Source organism: Bradyrhizobium sp. Kon37, assembly GCF_055807535.1.
In genome coordinates this window covers 369,302-390,925 of sequence record NZ_JBVVOY010000004.1, presented here as the reverse complement: position 1 = coordinate 390,925, position 21,624 = coordinate 369,302, and the positions used below count along the sequence as shown (strand labels likewise).

The following is a 21,624-nucleotide window of genomic DNA, read 5'->3' as shown; positions in this document are numbered from 1 at the left end:
CGGTTATCGTGAGGCTCCGACGTCCGCACTTTGATGCGTCTCGACGAAACACGGTCTATTCGACCAGATACTTCTTCACCGCCGCCTCGTCCCACGCAATGCCGTTGCCGGGCTCCTCGCTTGGCAGGGCAAAGCCGTCCTTGATCTGCAAACGCGTCGCCAGCACCGCGTCGGCCCAGTCGACATATTCCAGCCAGTGCGCGGTGGGCGTCACGCACAAAAGATGCGCGCTGACTTCCGAGAACAGATGCGTCGACATCTCGATCCCGGCGGCATGCGCGAGCGCGGCGGCGCGCAGCCAGCCGGTGACGCCGCCGATGCGCTGCACGTCGGGCATCAAATAGTCGCAGGCTTCCGCTGAGAGCGCGGCTTGCATCGCGAACGCGCTGTCGAAATTCTCGCCGATCTGGACCGGCGTGCGAAGCGCATCCGCGATACGGGCGCAGCCGGAATAATCGTCGTGACGGATCGGCTCCTCGATCCAGGTCAGGCCCTCATCGTCGAGCATCTCGCCGCGGCGGATGGCCTCGCTGACCGTCAGCGCCTGATTGTAGTCGCACATCAAGGTCACGTCGTCGCCGACGGCCTTGCGCACCGCGCGCACCACCTTCAGGTCTTCCCGCGCATCGGGGCGGCCGACGCGGATCTTCGCGGCCTGAAAGCCCTCGGCCAGCAGCTTGTGGGCTTCCTCGACCGCGGCGCCCGCCGGCATGATGCCGAGCCCCTTCGAATTGTAGGCCGGAACCGGTTTCGGCGCGCCGCCGAGCAGGCGCGCCAGCGGCAGGCTTCGAGCGCGGGCCAGCGCGTCCCATGCCGCCATGTCGATGCCGGATTGCGCCAGCCGCTGCAGGCCGGCCAAACCCAAGAGCGTGAAGCGCTGGGTCAGCTTGCGCTCGATCTCGAACGGCAGCAGCTCGTCGCCCGCAAGCAGCTCCGACATTTCCGCGACCATCGCCGCCAGCGGCTTCAAGGCCGAGGGTGTGATCGAGAACAGATAGGCGTGGCCGGTTGCGCCCAGGTCGGTCTCGCAGTCGATCAGCACCAGCGGCGCCTTTGCGACCGCTCCGGTCGAGGTTTTGAGCGGGAGGTTCATCGGCACGATCACGGGGCGCGCATTGAAGCGCTTGATGCGGATGGTCTCGGTCATTTGATGGATCTCCCGGTGGAGTGAATGCAGGTTAATGCCGATCTTAAACATTCGCCATGAAACGAAAAGCCGCTTGGCGCGACCACCATAAAATGGGGTTGCGCGGGAGCGCGTTTATTGGCTCTGTTCCGCATCCCCCGAGTTCGAGACAACAACGCTCATCACGGAGCCAAAGAGTGAAGCAAGAGATCTCCGAAGAACAGCGCAAGAGCGGCATCCGGACCGGTGCCGCGGTCGCCTTCCTCCTGCTCGCTTTGCCGCTCGCGGTGTGGCTGGACCTGACCGAACTCAGCAAGACCGCGCTGCGCCGGCAGGCGATCGACCTGAATTCGGTGATCACGAGCGTGCGCAGTTACTACGCGACCAACGTGGTCGGGCGCATCATCGCCAATCCGAACGGCACGACCAGGGTGGTTCACAACTACGAATCCGTCCCCGGCGGGGTCCCGATCCCGGCCACGCTGTCGCTGGAGCTCGGGCGGGTGATCGGAGCGCAGCAGGAAAACATCACCTACCGTTTCGTCTCGGACTTCCCGTTCCAGAACCGCGCCCCGCACCAGCTCGACAAGTTCGAGAAGGATGCGCTGGAGGCCCTGCGCGCCGATCCCGAGCAGAAGATCGTCGAGACCGAGACCTCGCTGTTCAACGACAAGGTCCGGCTGATCGCTCCGGTGATGATGGGCCCGGCCTGCGTCAGCTGCCACAACAGCCACCCCGAGAGCCCGAAGAAGGACTGGAAGGTGGGTGACGTCAGGGGCATCCAGGAGGTGATCATCGCCCAGCCGATCGCCGCCAACATCTTCTCGTTCAAATTCCTCTTGGCCTATTTCCTGATCGCGGCCGGCAGCGGCTTGTCGTTTCTCTCGCTGCAGCGCCGTCAGGCGAGCCGCATCAAGGGCATGAACAAAGAGCTCGAATCCGCCAACGACTTCCTGGCTTCGCTCTCGATGAAGATCTCGCGCTACATTCCGCCGCAGGTCTACCGAAGCATCTTCTCTGGCCAGAAGGACGTCACCATCCACACCGAACGCAAGAAGCTCACCATCTTCTTCTCGGACATCCAGAACTTCACCGCGACGGCGGAGCGGCTCCAGCCGGAGTTGCTGACCCAGCTTCTCAACGAATATTTCACCGAAATGTCGGCGGTCGCCCACGAATTTGGCGGGACCATCGACAAGTTCATCGGTGATGCCATGCTGATCTTCTTCGGCGACCCCGAGACCAGGGGCGACCGCGCTGACGCCCAGGCCTGCCTCCGGATGGCCTGGCGCATGCAGCACCGTCTCACCGAGCTCAATGCGAAATGGCGCGCCTCCGGCATCGAGCTGCCGTTCAAGGCGCGCATGGGCATCAATTCCGGCTATTGCAATGTCGGCAATTTCGGCAGCAGCGACCGCATGGACTACACCATCATCGGTGCCGAGGCGAACCTCGCCGCCCGCCTGCAATCGATCGCCGAGCCCGGCGGCATCGTGCTGAGCTATGAAACCTTCGCACTGGTCAGCGACATCGTCCGCGCCCACGCGCTGCCCGCGATCACGATGAAGGGCATCAGCCGCGAAGTGATTCCGTACTCCGTGGATGCGCTGAACGACGCTTCAGTGGAGACAAGCGGCATCATCACCGAGCGCGCACCGGGGCTGGAGCTCTATCTCGATCCCGCCGTGGTCAAATCCGGCGACGCAGCGCGGGTGCGCTCGCTGCTGGAGAACGCGCTGGCCTCACTGAAGCCGGCGTGAGCCGAATTCAGCTCGGGTCGTTCCCGGATGTTACCAAGACGCAGGTGCGTCGCCTCTCCCGCTTGCGGGAGAGGTCGGCGCGTCCGGGCGATGCGAAGCATCGTCCCGTGCGCCGGGTGAGGGCTTTCTCCTCTTGGGGGGTCTCGATTGCGGATGCACCCTCTCCCCAGCCCTCCCCCGCAAGCGGGGGAGGGAGCGCACCTGGCTCCTCGATGCCACAAGCGCCGGCCTCTCCCGCTGCCCGAATCACCTCACCGCGCCGCGCCTTCCGTGAAGGCGGTTTCGATCACCTCGCCAAAAGGTTGCCACGAGCGCCCGTCGAACTGGACCAGCCGCATCTGCCTGATCGGCAGGTAGCTGTTTGGCGAGGTGTTCATCCTGATGTTCGGCAGGGCGACCGAGGGCTGATAATTCCTTAGCGAAGCAGCCTGACGCATGATGTTCTCGCGCGATAAATCGTCGCCGCATTGCTTCAGCACTTGCGTCAGCGCCTCGGCCGCGGCGTAGCCATAGAGCGCGGCGCTGTTGTTGGTGCTTTCGTCGTGATGGTATTTGTCCATGAACGCGAACCAGTCCTTCATGGCGGGATCGTCTTTCCACGCGGGATCGCTCGGATCCTTGAGGAAAGCCGCCGAGATCACGCCGGAGGAATTCTCCAGGCCTGCGGGCGCCATCGCGTTGGCGATCGAGGCGGAGGCGTCGTTGACGATGAAGACCGGGCGCCATTTCATTGATGCCGCCAGCTTGATCACCTTGGACGCCGTCGATGGCACGCCGAGAAAGACGAAGATATCGGCGCCTGCGCGCTTGAGGATCGAGACGTGTCCGTCAAGATGCTCATCGGCAATGTCGAAGGCGATATCGACGAGGACGAGACGGTTCAGATCGCCAAGACCTTCCTCCATGCCCTTGAGAAGCGCACGCCCGAACTGGTCGTTCTGCCAGAGCACCACGATCTTCTTCCTGGGATAATAGGCCTGGAGATAGTTGGCGTAGATGCGCCCCTCCGACCGGAACGATGGCTGCCAGCCCATGGTCCAGGGAAACGCCTTGGCCTGGCTCAGCTCCTCGTCGCCGGAGGCGACGAACAATTGTGGGATCTTCTTCGCGTTCAGGTACCAGCGCGCGGCGAGATTGCCCGGCGTGCCGAACGAGCCGAACATCAAATGCACGTCGTCCGTCTCGACCAGCTTGCGCGTCAGCTCCAGCGCGGTGGTCGGGTCGGAATTGTCGTCGCGGGTGATGAAGCGGATCTTGCGGCCGTTGATACCGCCGCGCGCGTTGACCATGTCGAAATAGGCCGCTTCCGCCTGACCGATGGCGCCGAACTCCGAGAGCGGTCCCGAATACGGCATGACATTGCCGATGCGGATTTCGTTGTCGGCGGTGGGTTGATCGGCGCGTTGCTCGGACATCGCACCGAGCGACGCGAACGCGATCATCGAAACGAACAGCATTCTGCCGGTGACGCCCATGCTCAACACCTTGTCGTTGGCCCCCAACGAGGTCGGCTCACTCCGCAGCAAGGCGAGTTGATCTACGTCAAGCGTTTGTCAAAGCTGTGGCCGGATGGCGCGCTTCGACGCGGCGCCTGTTGACTCCGGATGAATGCGGCAGGCGTGCTGACGCGCCGACAATCGAGAGAGTCTCCGTGTGGCACCCCTCTCCCTAACCCTCCCCTCTTGTGGGGGAGGGCGGGGGAGAGGGGTGGCCCAGCAAATGGTGTGCGTCGTTAGCGTATCGCTGGCAAACCGCTACGGCAGGCCGCGCGCCTCGAGCTGATGCACCAGCAGCAGCGTCGGCTCGGCGAGGCTGTCGCCGGAGCCGTCGAGGCCGAAGGCGCTCGCGATGCCGTCGCGGCTGCGCAGCAGCGCGCTACGCGGACAATGGCCGGCGCCGCAGAGCGTCTTCTTCAGGGTTTCGCCCTGCGCCGTGATGCCGGCGGAATCATCCGCGGCCCAGGCCAGCACGATCGGGACGTCGACATTGAGGATGCCAGGGAAGACCGAGCGCTTGTTGTACTGGCTGGCGTCGCTGCCGAGATAGGCCTTCTCGCTATCGCTCGCGTCCTTGCCGGCGCGGTAGACCCCGGACACCAGCACGACCGCCGCGACATCGGCGCGGTCGGTCTGGAGTTCGGGATGGGCCAGCAGGGTGGCGACATGAAAGGCGCCGGCGCCATAGCCGACCGCGACGATCTCGCGGGCATCGCCGTTGAACAGGTCGATATTGCCGTGGACCCAGGACAGCGCCGCCGCTACGTCGGTCGCACCCGCCGGCCACGTCGCCGAGGGCGCCAACCGGTAGTTGATGCGCACGCCGATCATGTCGTTGCGTGCGGCAAAGCACATCGCCTGGTCCTGAATCTGGCGCGCCAGCTCCGGCGCGGCGCGGTCGCCAGTGAAGGTGTCGCCGGTCACGAACAGCAGCACCGGCCGCGGCGTATCCGCCTTGGTCGTGGCGGTGGCGACATCAAGCACATTGGCTTCGCTCTCGCCGTAGCGCAGACCGCGCGAGAAGGTGACCTGCTCGCACAGCCGCGCGGTGCCGCCCGCGGTGGTGTCGTTGTCGGTGAGGCCGACCCGGACGAGATCGGACGGCGCGGCTGCCCGCATCGGTAGGGGACCGTGTGCCGAGGCTGCCGTCACGCCCAGAATCAGAAAAAATGCGAGAAAATTCTTCATGTCGGTGTTGGCCCTGCGTGCCCGATATGGGCTCGCGCGTTTGGCCCGTCTTTTCAATTCGCCTTATTAGTTAGTTGGCCATGAGGCGATTTCACGGCACCCATGGTTCTCTCGGCGCGTCCCCACGCGTGGGTCAATTTCCCGGCTGGAACGTGCACTCCGCCCCGCTGCCGTCCTTCCGGCGGATGGCGTTGGGGTCGATCGTGCAGCTCAGCTTGGTCAGGCTCTCGAAATTCGATCCCGCGGCGCCGTCGGGCGGAATGCCGGCCAGGGCTTCGGTGGCGAAGATCTCGCCGGCCGTGGAGCCATTCACCGTCCTGGTCTTCTTGCCGAAGGTGACCTCGCAGTTCCGCACGGTGATATCGACATTGCCGGCGCGACAGACGATTCGATCGGCGGTCACCACGATCGGCTTCTTGTAGGGAATGTCGCTGTTGGCGGCGAACAGCATCGCCATCGCCTTCTTCTCGGCGCCGGACAGCACCGACGACAGCGGAGCGATCACCCCCGCGAGCGCCAGCGCCGTCGAGCCCGAGACTTTTGCGGGCGTCGCGTCGGAGGCGGCGGCGACGCCGGAGGCGGTTGCGACGATGAGGGTGGAGGCGAGGATCAATCGACCGGGCTTCATCTTGCCTCCAGGGACCTGCCATCGCGGCTTCCCATCCGCGCGGCGCGTGGAACCAGTTTAGCATGTAAACGCGAATTGGAAGGCAAGTTCGCCGGGCCTTGCGCCTTTGCGCGGCGCGGCTGTTTTGCCCCGAGGTGTCAAACGGTTACGCCGCTGGGCCGAGCCTCGCGCCGACACGGCCGTTCTACTGTGCATGGGGTTGTTTTCGCGTTTTTTGTTTGGCCGGGCGGTCAGGCCTGCTTCATCGTCCGGAAGGTGATGGAATAGCGGCGCGCCTCGACCGGCGGGATGCTGTGCTCCCATTGCGACCGCGCCTCGCCGTCCATCATGTAAAGCGAGCGCGGCCGGGCTTCGAGGGTGTGGCGCTCCCATTTGTCGCCGCTACGGCGGCGGAAGCGGAATTTGCAGGACGAGCCGAGCGACAGGCCGAGGATTTTGTCGAAGTGCGGCTTGTCGCGGTGCCAGCCGATGCCGACGCCGGCGTCGTATTCGGTGCAGAGCACCTGCCGCACGCTGCCGCCGGCGAGACCCGCCCATGCCTCGACCTGCCGCGCGACGGGGACGACCCAGTCCGGGATCGGCTCGGCCTCGGCCAGCCGCTGCGCTGTGTAGTCATAGCGATAGCCAAAGGACGCCACCCGGCGGTTGCCCTCGAAGGCGCCGAACTGGAAGCGCTGGAGCGGCAATGCTGCGATGCGGCCGATGAGCGCCTGCTCGGCGGCGGTCTCGACGAAGTCATCCGTGTAGCGAAGGCCGGCTGGCCCTGCTTGCGGATCAGCGAACAAACCAAGCTGCGTCATCCCTCGCATTTCCGTGATGGAACCTAATGGTGGCCGATGCGACTTACATATGACGCGGAAAGTAACGTGCGAGGCTGTCATGGCAGAGAAGCATACCGCCGATCCGGCAGAGATCATGCGGGCGACCGGTCATCCTGAGCTGGAATACGCCGCCGGCTGGACCATCGCCGGTCTGGTCACCATCGGCACCATCGTCGCCGCCTGGGTGTTCGCGATCTAGCCCATTGGAAACTGGAGCTCGAACGCCGCGCCCTGATCGGTAGGCTTGAGCCTGATCGAGCCACCATGGCTCGCCATCACCGCGCGCGCGATCGCGAGCCCCATCCCGGTGCCGCCGTGGTCGCGGCGGGTGGTGAAGAACGCGTCGAAGATCCTGTCGCGGTTCGGCGCCGAGATCGGCTCGCCGTCATTGGTTACCGTCAGTCGCAGGGTTGTGCGCTCGTCGACCGCCTCAAGCCTGATTGTCCCAGCCTTGTGTCGCATCGCATTATCGGCGAGATGCGACAGTACGATCAGCGCCTTCTCAGCCGACATGCCGATCATCAGGTCGAGGCTGCCGCTGGCCTCGATTGAGCTCACGGGAAACCGGCTCCTGAGGTCGGCAATCACGGGCGCCAATTCCGTGCGCTCGTTTTGCGGCAGGCTTTCGGCACGCGCGAGTTCGCGCAGCCGCTGCGCCATCGCTTCCAGCCGCTTTGTGTCGGACAGGATGTTGGCGATGAACGTCTCCTGCTCGGCCGGCGTCAGGCTGCCCGCTTTGCCCTGAACCGAATCCTGCAACAGCTCGGCGGCGCCCTTGATCGAGGTCAGCGGCGATTTCAGCTCGTGGGTGAGGTGGGCCGAGAAGGTCGCGATATAGTCCGAGCGCCTTGCGAGCTGTTCGGCCATGCCGAGGAAGCTGTGCGAGAGCTGCGCAAACTCGCGCGTGCCGTAATGCCGGAGCGGCCTGAACGCCTCGCGGTCGCCGCGGCCTATTCTGGTGGCGCGATCGATCAGCTCGCGCATCGGCAGCGTGATGGTGCGCGAGAATACGAGGCCGATCGCGATCGTGCCGAGAACCACGGCGAGCCCCGCCAGCACGAACTTGGCCCGCTCCTGATAGAGATGGTCGAAGATGTTGCTCGGCGTCCGCGTGGTGTAGATCACCCCCGCGACGTGGTTGTTGACGATGACAGGCATTGCCGAAAACACGTGGACGCCGAGGCCGCGGCTGAAGGAATAGATCGACGGCGGCGGCTTGTCGGGCACGCGGTTGCGCAGGGTGGCGCGGTATTGCCCATGCAGCGCCTCCGCGACCTCCTCGATATGGGCGAGCGACTGCCCGACCTCCTGCCGCCCGGCGATCACCACGCCTTGGGGATCGAGGATGCGAAAGCCCGCCAGCGTCACCTTCTGGGTCTCGCGGATGATCGGCGTCAGCTTTGCGCCGATCTCGACATAGGCGGGTTGCGCCGGCCGGGCCGCCGCCAGCGCCTCGGGTCGCCGCCGCAGCAGGTCATTGGCGGTGAGGTCGAGCGCGGGGCGGATCGGGGTGACCTGGTCGCCGGGGTCAGGCAGCACATTCGGCGGCACCTCGCCGCCGAGCGTCAGGCCGCTGTCGAGGCGCGCCGTGACCTCCTGCGCGTAGATCGTCGCGAGCACGCGGCTCTGCGCGATCAGCTCGGCCTGGGTCTGGCGGATCAGCTGGTTGTCGTAGAGACGGAAGAAGAACAGGCCGACCAGCGGCAGCACGCCGACGGTCGCCAGCACTGTGAAGATCACCAGGGTGAGCGACGGCCGCCATTTGTCTGGCGCCGCGCTCATGCGTCCTTCTCGCAGCGGCCGAGCTTGAAGCCCACGCCGTGGATGGTCTCGATGACATTGTCGCAGGCCAGCGCCGCGAGCTTGGCGCGGATGTTGCGGATGTGGCTGTCGATGGTGCGGTCGGAGACCTGGATGTTGAGCTGGTAGGCGGCCCGCATCAGCTGCTCGCGATTGAACACCGAGGTCGGCCGGGTCAGGAACGCGCGCAAGATGCCGAACTCGATCGCGGTCAGCTTCAGCGGCGTGCCGGCGAACGACGCGATATGCTGCTCGGGATCGACCAGGAGGCCGCCTTGCGCGAGTGCCGACGGACCCGCCTTGGCCTCGCCATTGCGCGGGCCGAGCCGGCGCAGGATGACGTTGACCCGCGCCACCAGCTCGCGCGGGCTGAACGGCTTCGTCACGTAGTCGTCGCCGCCGATCTCGAGGCCGAGGATGCGGTCGATCTCCTCGTCCCGGGCCGACAGGAACAGGATCGGCACGTCGGAGGCTTTGCGCACCTCGCGGCAGACGTCGAGGCCGTCGAATTCGGGCATGCCGATGTCGAGCACGATCAGGTCAGGCCTGTCGGCGGCAAAGCGGGTCAGCGCCTCCTTGCCGTCGCGCGCCTCGATCACGTCCATGCCGGCTTTCTTCAAAGCGACGCGGATGACCTCGCGGATATGGCCTTCGTCGTCGACGATGAGAATGCGATGCGCCAAGAATCTCTCCGCTGCCCCGTCAGCCCGCCGGCTGAGCTTTCGCCAGGGCGTCCAGCCTGCGCTGGAGCCGCCAATTCCGGAAGCCCCAGCTCCGCCAGGCCAGATCCTGACGCTGGACTTCTACAAGCCGATCGCGCCGCGACACAAGGCAGTTGTCGCCCGGGCGATGAGCGATGACTTTGTCGAGGGCAGGCAGCGCCTGCGGCCCGAGTGTGAGGAGATAGTTGGCGTCGATGCTCAAGCCCTTACCCGACATTTCGTTGCTGTGGCTCAGATTATAGTCGGCGATGAACGCATCGAAGTTCACCAGCGAGCAGCCGTACAGAGCGATCGTTAACGCGATCAGATTGGCGCCGACGAGCCATTGGTTGGACCTGTCGAGCACGATACGGGCGACGATCAGGATCAGCCCTAGCGCCACCAGTCCCATCCAGATGAAGGCCGCGATGCGCCAGTAGGTCAGCATGTAGATGTCGACGTAAAGTTCGAGGCGAAGGATGGAGGAGGCGACGAGCAGGACGTTCTGTCCCACCCAGAGATACACCAGCGGCCGGATGATCTTCGATTTCTCCGCCGGACCGCCCGGGCGCATCGCCACCAGCACGAAGGCGGCGGCGAGTAGTGCGGTCGCGATCAGCGGGTAGGCGCCGCGATGGGCATAGGCCGCATAGGTCAAATTGGTCGGCAGCGCGACATGCCCCCAGAGATAGATGCCATCGAGGATCGATTGCGCCGCGAACAGCAGGTTGAACAGGATCAGCGAGCGCAGGATGGTGGAGGAGCCTAGGAACTCAGCTGAGACTTGCGACGGCAGCGGCGGCGGCACGGGGATATCGGCGATGGTCGTGGTGACAATCTTTCTGCGCCGCCAGCGCACATGGATGAACGGCCAGACCAGCGACAGCATCATGGTCCAGAACAGCACGCGCGGGATGCTGACATAGTCGAGGATGAGCTTTGGATTGAGCAGGAACACCCACTGCTCGATCAGCGGATTGGCTGCGGCGAACAGTGCGATGAAGACGGTGCTCAGCACAGCAGGCATCAACCAGAGTGCGATGCCCCGGGTGAACCCCGACATGTTGAAGATCTGCAGCGCGTCGAGGAAGAACCTGAAGGGCCCGAGCAGGAAGAGGTTGCGCAGCGCGCGGGCACGTTCAGTGAGCCCGGTCGTTTCCGGATTGGTCGCGAGCAGAAGCGCAATCGCCAGCGACGCGAGGAGGATCAGGAAGGACAGCGTGTTGACCTCCTCGACGGCCGGGACGAGGCCGGCGACGAGAATGCTCCCGCCGATCATGGCGCGCCGCGAATCCAGGGTCGCATGATTGAAGAGCACCGATGCCAAAGCCGTCGCGATCGCAAAGAGCGTCAGCGACAGCCCGATCCGCGGACCATAGAACAGCCAGTCGGCGAGCGCGGCGAGAATCAGCGCGAGGCCGACCTTGGCCGGAATCGAGGAATGCCTGATCGGCTGGATTTCCGCCGCGATTGTCGTAGCCAGGCTCGTCATGTCCAGAAGACCTTTCGTGATGGGTGGCATCACGAAGTCTGAACGTCGTTTGTGCAGAAGGCGGGATCGTCGTCTGCACGGTTTCAGGAGTCTTTTGCAGATTATGTGCAGGCGCGCTTTTGGTCCTTACGCGGCGCAAATCGCTTTGATAGGTGCGATGTGTTCATCACATTGGGCGTGACGCATCATGCAGCTCCTCAACCGCACCGGTCTCATCCTCCTCTGGCTGGCCGCCCCTCTCGTCGCATTTGCGGCCGCGAACAAGAACGATCCCTATCTGCTCGTGCTGCGCGGCGTTGGAAACATCGCACTTGTCGTCACAAGCATCGTGATCGTCATCGTGCTGCTGCGCCGCGGGCGCTGGCATAGCATCGCCGGCAAGCTGCTCGTCATGCTCTGGTGCGTTCCGCCGCTCCTGATGTCAGCGGCGCACCTGAAATTCGAACTGCGCAAGCACGATGTTCTTGCCGCCAGTGCGGCCGAGGCGCGTCAGCTCGGGTCTCACTTCATGGTCGGCTATACCTCCTTCCCGGAGGTCGCGCGCCTCGCCGAGCAAGGCTTGGTCGGCGGCATCTACGTCACCCGGCACAACATCCGGGGCCGGACCGTGGAGGCGCTGCGTGCCGAGATCGCGGCGCTCCAGGACAAGCGGCGAGCCGCCGGCCTGCCGCCGCTGGTCGTGGCCGCGGACCAGGAGGGCGGCATCGTCGGTCACCTTGCGCCGCCGCTGACGAAGCTGCCGGCGCTGGCGACGCTTGCCGGGCTTGCCCCCGATGACCAGCAGGCCAAAGCGGCAGAGTTCGGCCGCATCCACGGACGTGAACTCGCCGGGCTCGGTGTCAACCTCAATCTCGCGCCGGTGCTCGATCTCAAGCCGCCGGGCCGGCGCAATCGCCTCGACTTCCACACCCTGATCGGTCAGCGCGCGATTGCAACCGATCCCGCCGTCGTCGGCGCGATCGCGAGCGCCTATGTGCGCGGGCTGGAAGAATCCGGCGTCGGCGCCACGCTCAAGCATTTTCCCGGCATCGGGCGCGTGCCCACCGACACGCATCATTTCAGCGCCAATCTGGATGCGCCGGTGAAGGAGTTGGAGGCAACCGACTGGCTCCCGTTCCGCGAGGTGCTCTCGCATTCGCGCAGCGCGCTCATGGTCGGCCATGTCACGCTCACGGCCGTCGATCCTGATCGCGCCGCCTCGCATTCAAAGCGCGTCGTCGAGGGGATCATTCGCGACAAATGGGGCTACCAGGGCGTCGTCATGACCGACGATCTCGTGATGGGCGCCATCTACCAGCACGACGTCTGCCGGGCCGTGGTCGAGGCCATCAACGCGGGCGTGGATCTGCTGCTGGTCGCCTATGACGGCGCGCAATTCTACCGGATTTTCGCTTGCGCCCTGGATGGATCGCGGCACGGCAAGCTCGACACAGCGATGCTGCGCGCGAGCGAGGCGCGGCTGGAGCGGAGCTTTCCGACCGAGCAGGCGCGAGTCGCCTCACGCACTGTGACCGTCGCCCGCCAAAATTAGCCCTTCGCGAACTGCCGGTAGTCGGGCTCGCGATGAAACCAGAACTCGTAACCGGTGATGGCCTTCTGCATGGCGACATCGTGGATCGGCTGGTTGAGCGGGATGACGGGAACATCGCGCATGCAGAGCGCGATGAAATCCTTAACGGCCTTGTCGTACTCGGCGGCATCCGTGGTGAACCGTGCCTTGTCGATCAGCGCGTCCATTTCCTTGTTCTGGTAGGAGGAGATGTTGAAGATCGAGTTGTTGCCGTGGAAATTCCAGTAGAAGTAATATTCGGGATAATCGAGCCAGCCGCTGAAACGATTGAGCGCGAGCGGCAGCTCCTTCTTGTTCAGCGTGGTGCGCCAGTTCGCGCCGGGGATCTTCTCGATCGCCGCCTTGATTCCGATCTTGGCGAGGCTCTCCTGGATCAGGATCGCAGTCGGCTCGCCGACCGTGGCGGTGCCGGTATCGAGTGACAGCGTCGTCTCCAGCCCTGACTCGAAGCCCGCCTCCTTCATCAACGCCTTGGCCTTGTCGAGATCGGTGACGTAGGGAAACGGTTGCGGCCACACTGGCTTTGAGACGTCCGCCGCTCCGCCATACATGGGCACGGCGCGTCCGAAGAACGCGCTGTTCTGGATTTGCTCATAAGGCATCGCCCAGGCGACGGCTTGGCGCAGCTTCACATTGTCGAACGGCGGCTTTGCCGCGTTGAGCGCGACCGACCAGAGCGCATTCGGGATCGGCACGCCCGAGACCTTGATCTTGCCCTCCCGAATGATCTGCTCGAAGTCACGCGGCGCAAAGCCGCTGGAAATATCCGCATCGCCTCGTTCCAGCATGGCGCGACGAGTGCCGGCGGAGGGGACGTCGCGCGCGATCACGCGCTTGAGCTTCGGGAGAGGTCCGCTCTTCCAATCGTCGAAGCGCGCCAGCACCGTCTCGTTGCCCGGCTTCCAGCTTTCGATCCTGTAAGCGCCGCCGCCGGCCTCGTTGGTCCTGAGCCACGCCAGCGCCCACGGGTCTTCCGCCGTCGCGTTCTTTTTCGCGAGCTCCGAGTTGATGATGAAGGGCACGACCACCGCGACGTTGAACAGCAGCATTTTGTCCTTGCGCACATAGTCGATGCGGAAGGTGTGGTCGTCGATCGCGACGAACTGCTCGGGCTTTTCCAGAGACCCCGCCGACATCTGGAAGGTCGGAAAGCCGCCGACCTTCACCGCGCGGTCGAACGACCATTTGACGTCTTTCGCCGTGACCGGCGTACCGTCGTGGAATTTGGCGTCCTTCCGTAGCTTGAAAGTGCAGGACATGCCGTCGGCCGCAACCTCCCAGCTCTCGGCGAGTTCAGGCGCGAGCTTCTCGCGGTCATAAGACAGCGTGCCATCGGGGAGCGTCTTGGAGGCGTAGCTCAGCAGGCGATCGTAGCAATTCCAGGACAGCCCGTTCACGGTCTGGTTAGAGCCGACGCCCTGCATGTCGAGCGAATTCGGGCCCAGCTCCTGCACCACCAGCAGCGTCTCGGCCCGACCCTGCGCCTGGGCAAAGCGCGGAGCGAGGGCGGTCATTCCGGCGAGGCCTAGGCCGCCGAGCATCACGTTACGGCGGTTCATATCGAAAGATGATGCGCTCATCGCGGCCTCACTCCTCGGTGATTTGCACCGTAAAGAGGCAAGGCGCATGCCATCGGCGCGCTTCAAGGTGTCGCAAGCGGTACCCGGCGGCCTATCTCAGCACCTCGGCCAGGAAGTCGACCAGCGCGCGGACCTTGGTCGAGGGCCGCCGACCGGCCGGAAACACGGCGTACAGCTCGACCGGCGCGAGCTTGTAGCTCTTCAGCAGCGGCACCAGCGCACCGGACGCGATCTCGGGGCCGGCCATCACCGGCGACATCATCGCGATGCCGAGCCCGGCCAGCACGCTTGCAAACATTCCGGCGCCCGAGTCGGTGCTGATGCGGCCGCGCACATCGACCGACGTCTCCGCGCCATTGCGGGTGAACGACCAGGTGGTGCGGCCGAACAGGCCGGGACCGAAGATGCAGTCATGCGAGGCGAGATCGGTGGGCGTCTTCGGAGTGCCGCGTTCGGCAAGATAGGACGGCGCGGCGACGAGGAAACGCGGCAGCGTCGCAAGCTTGCGTGCACCAAAACCGGAGTCGTTGAGCGGGCCGAGGCGGATGGCGACGTCGGTGCCTTCCACGACGAGGTCTTGCCTCTCATCGGCGACCGACAGCTCGACGCGCAGCAAGGGGTGGGCACGAAGGAATTTCGGCAGGCGCGGGATGATGTTCCTTGTGCCGTACACGACTGGCATCGTGACCCGCAATGTCCCGCGCAGGGAGTCCACGCCGCGCGCGGCATCCTCGGCGTCCTCGATATCGGCCAACACTTCACGGGCGCGCGTGAGGAACAGCGCACCGGCGTCCGTCACCGTGATGCGGCGCGTGGTCCGCAACAACAGCTTGACGCCGAGCCGCGCCTCCAGCTCGCCGATGATGCGCGACACCGAGGGCTGCGACAGACCGAGTTCGCGGGCTGCTTTCGAAAAGCTGCCGCTCTCCGCCGCCCGGACGAAGACAGTCAGCTCCTGCAACCTGTCACTCATTTGTCTTTCAAATAAATGTTGTCCGTACCGGCCATATACCCCTTAATTTTCGAATGAGCCAGATGTTGCGGGCCAACAGCAATCGATGGAGATCTCCATGGCCCTGCAAGACAAACTCGATGCGTTCAAAGCCGACTTCGAAAGCGGCGGGTTTCCGGTCAAGCCCCCCAGGGAGGCGCTCGACACCATGCATCGCGCCACCGCCGAACTGATCGCAAGCGGCCAGGCGCAGCGTGCCAGGAAGGCCGGCGATGTCGCGCCGGAGTTCACGCTCACCGACCCCGACGGCAAGCCGGTGTCCTCGCGCGACCTGCTCGCGAAGGGACCGTTGGTCGTGTCGTTCTATCGCGGCGTCTGGTGCCCGTACTGCAATCTCGAGCTCCAGGCGCTCCAGGAGGCGCTGCCCGAGATTGCCGCGCGCGGAGCCAGCCTCGTTGCGATCTCGCCCCAGACCGCGCCGAACAGCCGCAAGTCGGAGCGTGACAACAACCTATCGTTCCCGATCCTGAGCGACGTCAGGAGCGAGGTCGCCGATGCCTTCGGCATCCGCTTCGCGCTCTCGGGCGAGCTGGTTGCGCTCTACAAGACGTTCAAGAACGACCTGCCAACGTTCAACGACGATCCATCGTGGGTCCTGCCGATGCCCGCGCGCTACGTCATCGGCCGCGACGGCATCATCGCCTATGCGGAGGTGAACCCGGACTACACGCATCGTCCCGATCCGTCCGAGCTGCTGCCGGTGCTGGACCGGCTGCGGACCGCCAAGGCGGCCTGAGCGCTACGGCGTCACCGCTCCGCGGCTCACGGCGCGCGGGGCGGTCAGCTCTTTCCAGGTGGAATTGGCGACATGCACGGGCGAGAACGCCGGGCGCTCGACATAATGGCCGTCGCCGGCGTCGGCGCGCAGATCGCCATCCTTCCAGACGATTCGGCCGCGCGACAGCGTCGCCGCCGCTCCGCCGGTGCAGGAAAAGCCCTCGAACACGTTGTAATCGATCCGGCTCATCTGCCGCTTCGCGCTGATGGTCCTGCTTGCGTTGGGATCCCAAACCACAATATCCGCGTCCGAGCCGACGGCGACCGCGCCTTTGCGCGGATAGATGTTGAGGATGCGGGCGATATTCGCCGAGGTCACTGCGACGAATTCTTCCTTCGTCAGCCGTCCCGTGGCGACACCCGCGGTCCATAGCAGCGCGAGGCGATCTTCGAGGCCGCCGGTGCCGTTCGGGATCTTTCTGAAATCGCCGAGCCCGGATCGCTTCTGCTCGGTGGTGAAGGCGCAGTGATCGGTCGCGACCACCTGCAGCGAGCCGGCTTGCAGACCGGCCCAAAGACTATCCTGATGCGACCTGTCGCGGAACGGCGGTGACATCACGCGCTGCGCGGAATGATCCCAATCCTTGTTCTGATATTCGCCGGCGTCCAGCAGCAAATGCTGGATCAACGGCTCGCCATAGACGCGCTTGCCCGCCGCACGTGCGCGCGCGATCGCCTCATGCGCTTCGCGGCAGCTCGTGTGCACGATGTAGACCGGCGTCCCCGTCATGTCGGCGATCATGATGGCGCGGTTGGTGGCTTCGCCCTCGACCTCCGGCGGCCGTGAATAAGCGTGCCCCTCGGGGCCGGTGACACCGCGCGCGATCAGTGCCTCCTGCATCAGGGCGACCACGTCGCCGTTCTCCGCATGCACGACCGGCATGGCGCCGAGATGGGCGCAGCGAGCGAACGAGTTGTAGAGCTCGTCGTCGTTCACCATCAGCGCGCCTTTGTAGGCCATGAAGTGCTTGAAGGTGTTGATGCCGTAGGTTTTGACCACGGTCTCCATCTCGTCATGGATCTGCTTCGACCAGGATGTTACGGCCATGTGGAAGCCGTAGTCGGAGGCCGCTTTCTCGGATTTGTGCCGCCACTCCTGATAGGCCGCGAGCATCGACTGGCCTGGATCGGGCAGACAGAAATCCACCACCATGGTGGTGCCGCCGGCCAGCGCCGCCTTGGTCCCCGATTCGAAATCATCGGCGGTGACCGTGCCCATGAACGGCATTTCGAGATGGGTGTGCGGATCGATGCCGCCCGGGATGACGTAAGCGCCGCCGGCATCGATGATCTCGCACCCCGTCGGCGCATCGAGCGATTGCCCGACCGCGACGACGGTCGCGCCGTCGATCAGCACGTCCGCGCGGCGCGAATGATCATGATTGACGACGGTGCCGCCGCGGATGAGGAGGGGCATTGGATGCTCCGGAGAGAGGCGTGAACCTCGCGAAGCTAGGCGCGCTGCATGCGCCGCGACAGGTGAAATTTTAGTCAGGCGTGGCCGACAGTTGAGCCGTGCTCTCTCGGCCTCTACGCCGCCCGCGCGATCAGTCCGTCAATCATCGCGCGTACCAGGCCCGCGATTTCCTTCCGGAGCGCCGGCAGCGGTACCGCGACCAGCTTCTGCTCCAGTCCCAGCGCCACCATGCCATGCACCGCCGAGAACAGGCTGCGCGCGGTGATCCCGAGCTCCTCCCGACTGCGTTGTGGAAACAGCGCGGCCAGCGGCTCGTAGACGTGGCGAAACAGCTGCAGCTGGTCGTCGATGGACCAGTCGGGGAGGGGCTTGTCGGGGTCCATGCGGTGCTGGAACAGCGCGCGCCACAGTTCGAGATTTTCCGCGGCGAAATCGCAATAGGCGAGGGCGATGCGGACCAGAGTCTCCGGTGGCGACGGCCCGCCCGCGCTTTCCGCCACGCTCAGGGCTTGGTCAAGCCGACGCAAAGTGCGCGAGCCCACACGCAAGATCAGCTCGTCCACATCGGCGACGAGATTGTAGACCGCGCCGTTGGCGCAGCCGATCTCGCAGGCGAGATCGCGGGTTTTCAGGCCCGCCAACCCCCTGTTGGCGATCATTCGTTCCGCCGCCAGGATCAAATCGGATCGAAGTTTCTCCCGACGTTGCAATGCCTTAGTCATCCGCGATCAAATTTCTGAGCGTTGCTCAAATATTTCTTGAACGAAGTTCAAGTTTCTTGCTACAAACCAACCGTGAGCAACGCTCATAACAGGGAGCCAACAATGTTCAAGACCGTAGTGACACTTTTCCGCGGCAGCGTGGCCGCCGCCGGCGAGGAGCTGGAAGACCGGACGGCCCTTCTGATCCTCGATCAACAGATGCGCGACGCGGCCGCCGCCGTCGAGCGCGGCAAACGGACCCTGGCGCTGGCGATCGCACAGGACCAGCAGGAAGGTCGCAAGCTCGAGGCGACCGTCGCCCGCATCGCCGATCTCGAGACGCGCGCGGTTGCTGCGCTCGATGGCGGCCGTGAGGATCTCGCCAAGGACGCCGCCGAGGCCATCGCGGGCCTGGAGGCCGATCGCGATGCGGCGCTGACGGCACGCGCATTGTTCGCAACCGAGATCATCAGGCTGAAGCGGCACGTCGCGAGCGCGCAGGCCCGCATCACCGAGCTCGACCGTGGCCGCCGCGTGGCCCGTGCCTCGGAAGCGGTGCGCTCGCTTCGCCGCAGCGGCATCGAGGCGGCGCGCCCCTACGAATCCACGCTGCCGGAGGCGGAGAGCACTTTGAGGCGTCTTCGTGAGCGGCAGATGGAAGCCCAGGCCGCCGACGACGTGCTGGTCGAGCTCGATGCGGCCACCGGTCCGCTCGCCACCGCCGAAAAACTCGCCGAGCAGGGTTTTGGCCCCCGGCTCAAGACGACCGCGGACGACGTGCTGGCGCGGTTGAAGTCCAAGCGCACGCCGACTGTCTGATCCCAATCCCCATCATCATTCGAACCAACAGGAGACCATCATGAACCAGAACGGCCAGCTCCACAGCGGCGCCTGGGTGACCTTCACTTACGTGTCTTTCGCAGCCTCCGCCTTCCTCGTCGCCATCGGCATCTTCTTCCTGCCGATCGATTTCTGGATGAAGGGCTATCTCACGATGGGCGTCGTGATGCTGATCCAGGCCTGCGTCACCCTGACCAAGACCATCCGCGACAATCACGAAAGCAGCCGGATGGTGAACCGCATCGAGGATGCCAAGGCGGAACGTCTGCTGATGGAAGTCTCCAAGGCTGCTTGACGGGCATAGACAATCCGCAAGGAAGCAGCGGAGCCATGCGCTCCGCGGCTTCGGCGCCGGAACGCATTTCGCCATACCTCATATCGCGCCTGCGAAATGCAACAGAGCCATGACGATCGCGCGGGCGTGCGCTCTTGCGCAACCGCACGGGCAGGGGCAGTCTTCACAGGCGGCGCACAAGAACGCCGCCAATAAGATGTGCTTGCAAGATCTCGGCGAGGAACCTCATGGCAGCGACGCGGATCGACTGCGACATCCACCCGGCAGTTGGTGGCACGCGCACGACGCTGCTGCCCTATCTCAGCGATCACTGGAAAGAGCAGGTGGTGAGCCGCGCCATCGACGGACTAGATCTCACCTCCTATCCACCGAGCATGCCGCTGGCGGGCCGTACCGACTGGCGTCCGGCGAACGGCGCAAAGCCTGGTTCCGATCTTGCGATGGTACAGAAGGGCGCATTCGAGCAGTTGGGTGCCAGCCACGCGATTCTCAACGTGCTCTACGGCGCTCAGGCCGTGTTCGATCCCTACATGGCGGCCGACTTCTGCAAAGCGATCAACGACTGGATCGCGACTGAGTGGCTGTCGCGCGATCCGCGCTTGCGTGCCTCGATCGTGGTGCCGATGCAGGACCCAGATCTGGCGGTCGAGGAGATCGAGCGCCGCGCCGGCGATCACCGCTTCGTCTCGATCCTCGTGCTGGCACAGGGCGAGACGCTCTTGGGACGGCGGCATTTCTGGCCGGTCTATCGGCTCGCGGAGAAATACAAGCTGCCGCTCGCGATCCACGCCGGCACGCAATATCGGCAGGCGCCGAGCTCGGCCGGCTGGCCGTCGCACCGCTACGAATATTACTTCGTCGAGGCGCAGGCGTTTCAGGCGCAGATCTTGAGCCTGATCTATGAGGGCGTGTTCGGCAAGTTTCCGGACCTCAAGGTCGTGCTGATGGAATCCGGCGTGAGCTGGCTGCCGGCCTTCATGTGGCGCGCCAACAAGACCTGGCGCGGGGTGCGCGTCGAGGTGCCCTGGGTCGAGCGCGAGCCGGCTGCGATCATTCGCGAGAATTTCCGCGTCACCATGCAGCCGTTCGATGCGCCGGGCGACGCCAGAAGCGTCGAGGAGATCATCGACCAGATCGGTTCTGAGAAGATGTTCCTGTTCGCGTCCGACTATCCGCACTGGCAGTTCGACGGCGACGATCCGATCCCGCCGAACCTGCCGAACAGCATCATCTCGAAGATGTGCGTCGACAACCCGCTGGAGACGTTTCCGCGGCTGTCGCTCGCCAATTGACTTTGGAGGTTCGCATGAGTGAGGTCATCGACCGCCCGCTGCGGGAAGATGAGAAGCCCGCCGCTTCGCGGCTGCGCATCGTCGATTGCGACGTCCATCCAAGCCTGCATTCGTCCGACGATCTCAACGAGTTCCTGCCAAAGCGGTGGCAGCAGCATCTGAAGGAATACGGCAGCCATTTGCGCACGCCCTATCTGTTCACCACGCCCTACCCGCGCTCCTCGCCGCTAATCGCGCGGCGCGATGCCTGGCCGCCGACCGGCGGTCCGCCCGGCTCGGATCTCGCCTTCATGCAGAAGCAGCATCTCGATCCGCTCGACGTCGAGTTCGGGATCTTGCAGGTGCTCGATCTCTTCATCTTCTCGCAGCAGAACCTTGAATTCGGCGCCGCGATCCAGCGCGCCATCAACGACTGGCAACTGGCGTTCTGGTCGCATCGCGACCCGCGCCTGAAGGCTTCGATCCTGGTCGGTCAGGACGGCGTCGATCTCGCCATTGCGGAGATCGAACGCTGCGCGAAAATCGGCGAATACGTCCAGATCAACGTCTCGCCGCGCGCCAACGAGCCGCTCGGCCGCCGCCGCTATTGGCCAATCTACGAGCGTGCCCAAGAACTAGGTCTGCCGCTCGGCATCCATGTCGGCGGCTATGGCGGGCATGCGCCGACCGGTGGCGGCTGGCCGTCCTATTATGTCGAGGAGCACCAGTCCAACGCGCACACGATTGCGGCGCAGCTTGCCAGCCTCGTGATCGAGGGCGTGCCGGAGCGCTTTCCAAAATTGAAGTTCGTCTTCATCGAGGGCGGCTTCGGCTGGATCCCATCCGCGGTGTGGCGGATGGACCAGCATTTCGAGCGCTTCCGCAGCGAGGTGCCGCATCTCAAGCGCAAGCCGTCGGAATATGTCCGCGAGCATTTCTGGTTCACGACGCAACCGATCGACGAGCCTGACGAAGCCCGGCACCTGCGCTCGCTGATCGAATGGGTCGGCATCGATCGTCTCTTGTTCTCGTCGGACTATCCGCACTGGGATTTCGACGATCCGCGCTTCGCCTTCAAGACTCCGCTGACGGAAGCCGAGCGGACCAAGATCTTCAGTACCAATGCCCGCGCGGTCTACAGGTTCTGAG

20 protein-coding genes are annotated in these 21,624 nt (G+C 64.6%); 8 read left to right on the top strand and 12 right to left on the bottom strand.

The features are described 5' to 3' along the window. Nucleotides 1–55: 55 nt before the first annotated feature. Nucleotides 56–1,147, bottom strand: a complete 1,092-nt coding sequence (locus AC0L3J_RS12645; RefSeq protein ID WP_473347198.1) for an enolase C-terminal domain-like protein — start codon at nucleotides 1,145–1,147, stop codon at nucleotides 56–58. 176 nt (nucleotides 1,148–1,323) lie between these two features. Between AC0L3J_RS12645 and AC0L3J_RS12640 the strand changes: the two genes are divergently transcribed. Next, entirely contained in the window at nucleotides 1,324–2,886 is a 1,563-nt protein-coding gene (locus tag AC0L3J_RS12640) for an adenylate/guanylate cyclase domain-containing protein (protein ID WP_473347197.1), read from the top strand. 251 nt (nucleotides 2,887–3,137) lie between these two features. Here AC0L3J_RS12640 and AC0L3J_RS12635 read toward each other — a convergent pair whose 3' ends face one another. The 4 genes from AC0L3J_RS12635 to AC0L3J_RS12620 all read right to left on the bottom strand — a co-directional run bounded on the left by AC0L3J_RS12635 (nucleotide 3,138) and on the right by AC0L3J_RS12620 (nucleotide 6,998). After that, nucleotides 3,138–4,361: an ABC transporter substrate-binding protein gene (locus AC0L3J_RS12635; protein WP_473347315.1), complete on the bottom strand. Its 1,224-nt coding sequence runs from the start codon at nucleotides 4,359–4,361 to the stop codon at nucleotides 3,138–3,140. A 279-nt stretch (nucleotides 4,362–4,640) separates the two neighbouring features. Continuing rightward, a complete protein-coding gene (locus AC0L3J_RS12630; RefSeq protein ID WP_473347196.1) occupies nucleotides 4,641–5,570 on the bottom strand; it encodes an alpha/beta hydrolase in 930 nt (309 codons plus the stop codon). 133 nt (nucleotides 5,571–5,703) lie between these two features. Then, nucleotides 5,704–6,198: a hypothetical protein gene (locus AC0L3J_RS12625; protein WP_473347195.1), complete on the bottom strand. Its 495-nt coding sequence runs from the start codon at nucleotides 6,196–6,198 to the stop codon at nucleotides 5,704–5,706. A 230-nt stretch (nucleotides 6,199–6,428) separates the two neighbouring features. Next, nucleotides 6,429–6,998, bottom strand: a complete 570-nt coding sequence (locus AC0L3J_RS12620; protein WP_473347194.1) for an alpha-ketoglutarate-dependent dioxygenase AlkB — start codon at nucleotides 6,996–6,998, stop codon at nucleotides 6,429–6,431. Nucleotides 6,999–7,077: 79 nt separating this feature from the next. On the opposite strand from AC0L3J_RS12620, the gene AC0L3J_RS12615 reads away from it, so the two are divergent. After that, nucleotides 7,078–7,218, top strand: coding sequence for a hypothetical protein (locus AC0L3J_RS12615; RefSeq protein ID WP_007597071.1), 141 nt, complete (start codon nucleotides 7,078–7,080; stop codon nucleotides 7,216–7,218). Here the strand turns inward: AC0L3J_RS12615 and AC0L3J_RS12610 are convergent. The 3 genes from AC0L3J_RS12610 to AC0L3J_RS12600 are packed head-to-tail and all read right to left on the bottom strand — an operon-like array spanning nucleotide 7,215 to nucleotide 11,012. Beyond that, entirely contained in the window at nucleotides 7,215–8,801 is a 1,587-nt protein-coding gene (locus tag AC0L3J_RS12610) for an ATP-binding protein (RefSeq protein ID WP_473347193.1), read from the bottom strand. The genes AC0L3J_RS12615 and AC0L3J_RS12610 overlap by 4 nt on opposite strands. Then, nucleotides 8,798–9,502 (bottom strand): response regulator transcription factor, encoded by a 705-nt coding sequence (locus tag AC0L3J_RS12605; RefSeq protein ID WP_473347192.1) that lies wholly within the window; start codon nucleotides 9,500–9,502, stop codon nucleotides 8,798–8,800. The genes AC0L3J_RS12610 and AC0L3J_RS12605 overlap by 4 nt, the downstream gene beginning before the upstream one ends. A gap of 19 nt (nucleotides 9,503–9,521) precedes the next feature. Then, a complete protein-coding gene (locus AC0L3J_RS12600) occupies nucleotides 9,522–11,012 on the bottom strand; it encodes a DUF4153 domain-containing protein (RefSeq protein ID WP_473347314.1) in 1,491 nt (496 codons plus the stop codon). 187 nt (nucleotides 11,013–11,199) lie between these two features. Here AC0L3J_RS12600 and AC0L3J_RS12595 point away from each other — a divergent pair, with 187 nt between their 5' ends. After that, nucleotides 11,200–12,543, top strand: a complete 1,344-nt coding sequence (locus AC0L3J_RS12595) for a glycoside hydrolase family 3 N-terminal domain-containing protein (protein WP_473347191.1) — start codon at nucleotides 11,200–11,202, stop codon at nucleotides 12,541–12,543. Here the strand turns inward: AC0L3J_RS12595 and AC0L3J_RS12590 are convergent. Next, on the bottom strand, nucleotides 12,540–14,162 hold the full coding sequence (locus AC0L3J_RS12590) for an ABC transporter substrate-binding protein (RefSeq protein ID WP_473347190.1): 1,623 nt from the start codon (nucleotides 14,160–14,162) through the stop codon (nucleotides 12,540–12,542). The two genes, AC0L3J_RS12595 and AC0L3J_RS12590, sit on opposite strands and share 4 nt — an antisense overlap. A gap of 91 nt (nucleotides 14,163–14,253) precedes the next feature. Then, nucleotides 14,254–15,135: a LysR family transcriptional regulator gene (locus AC0L3J_RS12585; protein WP_473347189.1), complete on the bottom strand. Its 882-nt coding sequence runs from the start codon at nucleotides 15,133–15,135 to the stop codon at nucleotides 14,254–14,256. Nucleotides 15,136–15,232: 97 nt separating this feature from the next. On the opposite strand from AC0L3J_RS12585, the gene AC0L3J_RS12580 reads away from it, so the two are divergent. Further along, nucleotides 15,233–15,910: a peroxiredoxin-like family protein gene (locus AC0L3J_RS12580; RefSeq protein ID WP_473347188.1), complete on the top strand. Its 678-nt coding sequence runs from the start codon at nucleotides 15,233–15,235 to the stop codon at nucleotides 15,908–15,910. Between the two features lie 3 nt (nucleotides 15,911–15,913). On the opposite strand, the gene hydA is transcribed toward AC0L3J_RS12580, so the two are convergent. Both hydA and AC0L3J_RS12570 read right to left on the bottom strand, forming a co-directional pair. Next, a complete protein-coding gene (gene hydA / locus AC0L3J_RS12575; protein WP_473347187.1) occupies nucleotides 15,914–17,368 on the bottom strand; it encodes a dihydropyrimidinase in 1,455 nt (484 codons plus the stop codon). 113 nt (nucleotides 17,369–17,481) lie between these two features. Continuing rightward, nucleotides 17,482–18,090, bottom strand: a complete 609-nt coding sequence (locus AC0L3J_RS12570) for a TetR/AcrR family transcriptional regulator (RefSeq protein WP_473347186.1) — start codon at nucleotides 18,088–18,090, stop codon at nucleotides 17,482–17,484. Between the two features lie 102 nt (nucleotides 18,091–18,192). Between AC0L3J_RS12570 and AC0L3J_RS12565 the strand changes: the two genes are divergently transcribed. From AC0L3J_RS12565 to AC0L3J_RS12550, 4 genes are all read left to right on the top strand, one after another. Beyond that, a complete protein-coding gene (locus tag AC0L3J_RS12565) occupies nucleotides 18,193–18,888 on the top strand; it encodes a PspA/IM30 family protein (protein WP_473347185.1) in 696 nt (231 codons plus the stop codon). Between the two features lie 40 nt (nucleotides 18,889–18,928). After that, nucleotides 18,929–19,204: a YiaA/YiaB family inner membrane protein gene (locus AC0L3J_RS12560; protein WP_473347184.1), complete on the top strand. Its 276-nt coding sequence runs from the start codon at nucleotides 18,929–18,931 to the stop codon at nucleotides 19,202–19,204. A gap of 227 nt (nucleotides 19,205–19,431) precedes the next feature. After that, a complete protein-coding gene (locus AC0L3J_RS12555; RefSeq protein ID WP_473347183.1) occupies nucleotides 19,432–20,496 on the top strand; it encodes an amidohydrolase family protein in 1,065 nt (354 codons plus the stop codon). Nucleotides 20,497–20,510: 14 nt separating this feature from the next. Beyond that, nucleotides 20,511–21,623 carry an amidohydrolase family protein gene (locus AC0L3J_RS12550; RefSeq protein WP_473347182.1) on the top strand — a complete coding sequence of 371 codons (1,113 nt, stop codon included), beginning with the start codon at nucleotides 20,511–20,513 and terminating at the stop codon, nucleotides 21,621–21,623. The last annotated feature ends 1 nt before the right edge of the window (nucleotide 21,624 follow it).